Source organism: Caldicellulosiruptor diazotrophicus, from assembly GCF_017347585.1.
Lineage (GTDB): Bacteria > Bacillota > Thermoanaerobacteria > Caldicellulosiruptorales > Caldicellulosiruptoraceae > Caldicellulosiruptor > Caldicellulosiruptor diazotrophicus.
Genome location: NZ_AP024480.1, coordinates 881,033 through 887,500 on the forward strand (window position 1 = coordinate 881,033; position 6,468 = coordinate 887,500).

Annotated in this window: 5 protein-coding genes; 4 read left to right on the forward strand and 1 reads right to left on the reverse strand. The window is 35.7% G+C overall.

The window, feature by feature from the left end; all coding sequences use genetic code 11:
* The first annotated feature begins 1 nt into the window (after position 1).
* Positions 2 to 1,084, forward strand: coding sequence for a tRNA 2-thiouridine(34) synthase MnmA (gene mnmA / locus CaldiYA01_RS04100; RefSeq protein ID WP_207181705.1), 1,083 nt, complete (start codon positions 2 to 4; stop codon positions 1,082 to 1,084).
* A gap of 7 nt (positions 1,085 to 1,091) precedes the next feature.
* On the opposite strand, the gene CaldiYA01_RS04105 is transcribed toward mnmA, so the two are convergent.
* Complete coding sequence (locus tag CaldiYA01_RS04105) at positions 1,092 to 1,892, reverse strand: histidinol-phosphatase HisJ family protein (protein ID WP_207181706.1); 801 nt, start codon at positions 1,890 to 1,892, stop codon at positions 1,092 to 1,094.
* A 95-nt stretch (positions 1,893 to 1,987) separates the two neighbouring features.
* Between CaldiYA01_RS04105 and CaldiYA01_RS04110 the strand changes: the two genes are divergently transcribed.
* The 3 genes from CaldiYA01_RS04110 to CaldiYA01_RS04120 are packed head-to-tail and all read left to right on the forward strand — an operon-like array spanning position 1,988 to position 6,427.
* Entirely contained in the window at positions 1,988 to 3,172 is a 1,185-nt protein-coding gene (locus CaldiYA01_RS04110; RefSeq protein WP_207181708.1) for a CCA tRNA nucleotidyltransferase, read from the forward strand.
* Between the two features lie 31 nt (positions 3,173 to 3,203).
* Positions 3,204 to 4,223, forward strand: coding sequence for a 2-oxoacid:acceptor oxidoreductase family protein (locus CaldiYA01_RS04115; RefSeq protein ID WP_207181710.1), 1,020 nt, complete (start codon positions 3,204 to 3,206; stop codon positions 4,221 to 4,223).
* Positions 4,220 to 6,427 (forward strand): thiamine pyrophosphate-dependent enzyme, encoded by a 2,208-nt coding sequence (locus CaldiYA01_RS04120; protein WP_207181712.1) that lies wholly within the window; start codon positions 4,220 to 4,222, stop codon positions 6,425 to 6,427. Before CaldiYA01_RS04115 ends, CaldiYA01_RS04120 begins: the two co-directional genes overlap by 4 nt.
* Positions 6,428 to 6,468 lie beyond the last annotated feature (41 nt).

Sequence of the window (6,468 nt, forward strand, 5' to 3'; positions counted from 1 at the left end):
TTTGAAGAAAAAAGTCTTGGTTGCTATGAGTGGAGGTGTAGATTCTTCTGTTGCAGCTGCAATCCTGAAAGAAGAAGGGTATGAAGTATATGGAGCAACAATGCAGATTTGGCAAACTGAAACTGATGATGATTTAGTTCGTGAAAAGATTTGTTGTTCACTTACTGCTGTTGACGATGCACGAAGGGTAGCTCATATTCTTGACATACCATATTATGTCTTTAATATGAAAGATGATTTTAAAAAAGAGGTCATAAACTACTTTGTCGACGAATATATAAAAGGTAGAACGCCAAATCCTTGCATTATGTGCAACAGGAAAATCAAGTTTGAGCTTTTTTTAAAAAAGGCAATGGTGCTTGGCATGGATTACATTGCAACAGGTCATTATGCCATAATAGAATACGATAAGAGTCTATGTAGATATCTCTTGAAAAGGTCAAAAGCAAGAGAAAAAGACCAAACTTATGTGCTTTACAACATGACCCAGGAGATGCTTTCTAAAACAATTTTCCCACTTGGTAGATTTTCCAAAGATGAGGTTAGAAAGCTTGCAGAAAAATTTAAACTTCCAGTTGCGAAAAAACCTGACTCACAGGAGATTTGTTTTATCCCGGACAATGACTATGGAAGTTTTATTGAAAAAGAGACAGGAATGAAAGATGAAGGAGTGTATGTTGACACAGAGGGAAATATACTTGGCAAGAGCAAGGCGTATTACAATTACACCATCGGTCAGAGAAAAGGACTTGGCATTTCTACCGGCAAAAGGATGTATGTAGTTGATATAAAACCTGAGGAGAACAAAGTTGTTTTAGGAGAAGAAGACAAAGTATTTTCGGATGGTTTGATTGCTTCTGAGTTGAACTTTATACTATTTGATAAATTGGAATCTGAGCTTGAAGTGACAGCAAAGATACGATACACTGCAAAAGAGGCAAAAGCAAGAATTATACCCATAGAAGATAATAAAGTCTTGGTTAAGTTTTATGAAAAACAGCGTGCCATAACACCAGGGCAGTCTGTGGTGTTCTACAGCCGCGATATTGTTGTTGGTGGCGGTATAATAGAAAAAGCCCTCTGATGAGGGCTTATATTTTTACAAATATCGGTTCAAGATTTTCAAATTTTGTTAAATATTTAAAACCAATGCTCTTTAGCATGTCAACAGTATAATCGAACATATATGCAATGTATTCTGTAGAGTGGGCATCTGACCCAAGTGTAATTATTTCTCCACCCAATTCATAAAATCGTTTTATGATTTTATATTCTGGATGTGGCATTCCAAGGCCATATCTAAAACCAGAGGTATTAACTTCAATTCCTTTTCCTTTAAGAATAAGCAGTTTTAATATCTCATCTATAAAATCCCAATATTCTTCTCTATCAAAATCTTTGTTCTCATAATCTCCATATCGTTTGACAATATCAAGATGACCATATACACAAAATTTGTCAAAGCTTTTAATGAGGTTCAGAGTTTCTTCAAAGTATCTTATATAAGTCTGCTGTTTTGTTTTTCCCTGATAGAAAACACCATCTGCCAAATCTTGAAAGTCTACAACATGGGTTGAGGCAATTACAAAGTCAAAGGAATAGCTGTTTAGAATCTCTAAACTTTTTTCTATAGAATGTGGTTGCAGTCCAACCTCGCTACCAAGTTTAATTTTAATCTTGGTGCTGTATTTTTCTTTGATAGAATAAAACTCATTCATGTAATCTTCATAGTTAATATCCCAAACAGGGTATGAAACAGGCGGGTATAAAAGGTCCATGTGGTCTGTAAAGGCTATCTCGTCAAGGTTGAGTTCAATAGCTTTTTTTACAGCATCTTCCATACTCATATTTGAGTCAGATGAAAAGTTAGAATGAATGTGGTAGTCAAACATGGCAAGTCATCTCCTTATAAAAAAGAGTTTTTTGCATACAATCAAATTGTATGATATTTTATTGACATTAGCAATTGTTAAAAAGGGTGATTTTTATGATTCAACTTAAAAACGAACCGATGAAAGTAATTAGGATATTAAATCAACATGGATTTAAGGCATATTTGGTTGGTGGATGTCTGAGAGATTATCTACTTATGAAAGAACCTCAAGATTTTGACATTGCAACAGACGCAAAACCTGAAGATGTAATTCATCTTTTTGAAAAGACCATTCCAACAGGTATAAAACATGGAACGGTAACAGTGATTATAAATGGAGTCAAGATAGAAGTAACAACTTTTAGGGTCGAAAAAGAATATGAAAACCACAGATGGCCAAAAGTAGAGTTCACAAACAGTCTTTTTGAAGACCTCAGAAGAAGGGATTTTACTATAAATGCTATGGCATATCATCCAGATGAAGGACTTATAGATTATTTCGGTGGAATTGAGGACTTGAAAAATAAAATTGTTAGATGTGTTGGCAATCCTTATGAGAGATTTTTTGAAGATGCACTGAGAATCTTAAGGTGTATAAGGTTTGCAACGCAGCTAAGTTTTGTCATAGAAGATGAAACTTTTGAGGCACTGAAAAGCCTAAAATATCTTTTAAAAAAAATCTCCAAGGAAAGAATAAATATAGAACTATCAAAGACTTTGGAAAGTCAAAATTCTTCTTACGGTCTTAAACTTCTTTATGAAAGCGGTGTAGGTAGTATTATAATTTCTGAATATTCACATATATACCTTTATTTAGGCAAAGTAGAGTTTGATTTTATTCCTACAAAATTCAAAGTTCCTGCCTTTTTTGCCTGCTTGAAAAATAATACATTAATTGAGAAACTAATGAAAGATTTGAAGTTTGAAAAAAAGAAAATTAATGTTGCTGCTAAACTCTGCAATTATTTAACCATGGAATGCTCTCAAGATAAACTTGTCAAAAAGATTTTTTTCGAAGAGGAGGAAGAAGCGGAAGAAATTCTGACAACCATTTCTATCTTAAAATCAGACCATAAAATTTTACAAATATTAAATGAATTAGAAAGAGAAAATAAGCTCATCCGTAAAAAAGATGTTCAGGTAAGGGGAGAAGATTTGCTAATTTTAGGTTTGAAAGGTGAAATGATAGGCAAGGTTTTAAAAAGTGTATATGAATATATTTTAGAAAATCCTGAAAAAAATAATAAAGACGAAATATTAAACTATGTTAATTTATATCTTCAACAGGGTAAAAATTAATAAACAGAATTTTAGACAAGGAGATGATCGAATGTTACCAACTACAAACGAACTTGGGTACTACGAAATCCGACTTGAAAGTATTGGCGGACTTGGTGCAAATGTTGCGGGCAAAATTTTGGCTGAGGCAGGTGTTGTTGGAAGTGGACTGAATGCCTTAAATTTTGCAAGTTATGGCTCTGAAAAGAAAGGTTCACCTGTAAAGTCGTATATAAGATTTGCTCCAAAGGAAAAAATAATAAGAATAAATTCGCCTGTTGTGCAGCCACATTTAATTGCTATTTTTCATGAAAATATGGTTAATACAAATCCTGTCACACAAGGGCTTAGAAAAGATGGAATAGTTATCCTGAATACAAACAAGAGCGTGGATGAGGCTCGAGATTTTTTGAAACTTGCAAGTGGAACAGTTGCAACAGTGGATGCAATAAGGATTGCTCTTGAAGTTAAAACGAGGATTAACATGGTTATGCTTGGCGCAATTGTAAGAATGCTTGGATTTATCAGTTTAGATAGCGTGAAAGAGATTGTTAAACAAACTTTTGAGAAAAAATATCCGCAAACAATTGCGTCCAACATGGCAGGTCTTGAAGCTGGATATAACCAGGTAGAATTTAAGTTTTTTGAATATGATGGTAAATACCAATACGTAGAGTACCAAGAAGAAAGAAGACCTATGGGATACAAAAACGCTCCAATTGGAGGGACTATTGTAGAGTTTGCAAACACAATAACAAAAAACAATATAACCAGCAGGATTGGCAGAATTCCTGTGTTTATAAAAGAAAAATGCATCAACTGTGGGCTTTGCGAAACAACATGTCCTGATTATGTCTTTGTTTGGGATAGAAAGCTTGAAAATGGTAAGTTTATGATGTTTAATCTGGGGCCTGATTATCAGTATTGCAAAGGATGTCTTAGATGTGTTGATATTTGTCCTACAGGTGCACTTGTTGAAGGAATTGAAAGGGAATATGACATAGAAAAAATCTCTGCAAAACATGATTTTGATATATACGAAAAATGGTATGAGGATGGTGAGAATAGATGATAAAACCACAAGAGACAATTTTTGAAAGTGGGAATGAAATGGCGGCTTTGGCTGCATCACAAATAAATTATCATATTATGGGATACTACCCTATAACACCTTCTACTCAGATTGCAGAAGAACTTGACCAGATGCGAGCAGATGGACTACATGATATTTTACTGATTGCGGCAGATGGTGAGCATGGTGCAGCAGGAATATGTTATGGTGCTTCATTGGGCGGTGGCAGAGTTTTTAATGCAACTAGCGCAAATGGACTTATGTATGCTTTAGAGCAGCTTCCTGTTCAATCTGGGACAAGATTTCCAATGGTATTAAATCTTGTTACACGTTCAATTTCTGGACCTCTTGATATAAAAGGTGACCATAGCGATTTGATGTTTACATTAAATACTGGCTGGATAATACTTCTTGCCAAAGACCCGCAAAGAGTCTATGACATGAATATAATGGCAGTAAAGATAGGTGAACATCCTGATGTAAATCTTCCTGTAATTGTTGCATATGATGGATTTTTTACAAGCCATCAAAAGAGAGTTGTGAGCTATTTTAAGAATAAAGAAGATGTTCAGGAGTTTATTGGAAAGTTTCCACCTAAGCGAACAGTTGCAATAGATCCTGAAAATCCCGTTACAATTGGACCTTATATGAACGAACCCGACCTTATAAACAACAAATATCAACTCAGCAAGGCAATGGATAAAGCATATGAAATAATTCCACAAGTATTTGAGGAATTTTATAAGATTAGCGGTAGAAAATATGAGCTGGTTGAAGGATATAGAATGGAAGATGCAGAAATAGCTATATTTGCCTTGAATTCCACTTATGATACCATATGCGAAGCTGTTGATATATTAAGACAAAAAGGTATAAAAGTTGGCGTTGCAACAACAAACGTATTGCGACCATGGCCAAAAAGAGAAATCCAAGAACTTTTGAAAAATGTAAAGCTTCTTGCAGTGTTAGACAGGCAAGAAAGCTACGGTGCAAAAGGTGGCAATATGACAATTGAAATCAAAGCAACACTTCAAGATCTTGGAAAAAGTCTAAAAGTAATCAGCAGAATCTATGGACTTGGTGGCAAGGACTTTTTCCTTGAAGATGCTCTGGCTCTCTTTGAAGATATGAACCTTGGACTTGAAGGCAAAAAAGAAATACCAGATTTTGATTATATTGGATCATATCCGGGAGATGAAAACTATGTTCCTAAAAGGTATATGAAACCTATAAGAGCAGAATGGACCAAGAACATTAAACTGAACACGCGTGATTTGACAGCAATGCCAAAACGAATTGTTCCTGGCCATGGCGCATGTCCTGGGTGTGGTATATTCCCTAACTTGAATCTTCTTTTGAAAGGGATTGAAGGTGATGTAGTTTTGCTTTTCCATACTGGTTGTGGTATGGTAGTAACAACAGCTTATCCTCAAACAGCTTTTAGGACAACTTATATACACAACCTTTTCCAAAACGGTGTTGCAACACTTTCTGGACTTGTTGAGATGTACAACCAGAGAAGAAAGAGAGGGGAAATTCCTGACAGGGACCTGACATTTATCCTTGTGACAGGTGATGGCGGTAACGACATAGGTATGGGTCCTACAATTGGTGCTGCGCTGAGAAACCACAAGATGATTATATTTGAGTACGACAATGGGGGCTACATGAATACAGGGTACCAGCTTTCGTACACCACGCCTTACGGAGCGTCTACATCAACTTCACATGTTGGGAAAGTTCAGTTTGGAAAATCTACCTTCCATAAAGACACTCCTCAGATAATGGCGGCTACAAATATTCCATACGTTGCCACAGTGGCAGAGTCTGACCCTGTTGACTTTGTAAAAAAAGCTCAAAAAGCTCAGAAAATCATGAGAGAAGAAGGGCTTGTATATATCAAGGCGCTGTCGGCTTGCCCGCTTAACTGGGGTGATGAACCATCAAAGGAGAGAAGAGTTATTCAGGCGGCTGTTGATTGTTGTTTCCACCCCATTTATGAAATTGACCATGGAAAGACCACCATAACATATAACCCTGAGAAAAAAGGAAAGAAAATACCTGTTATTGAATGGCTTTCAATGATGGGAAGAACTAAACACCTTACACGACCAGAGTACAAACACATTGTTGAAGAATTCCAAGCAGAAGTTGATAGAAGATGGGAAAGACTGAAAGCAAGACATGAACATCCTCTCTTGTAATAAACTAAAACGAACATTAGCGAAAAAAAGAGAATTTTGAT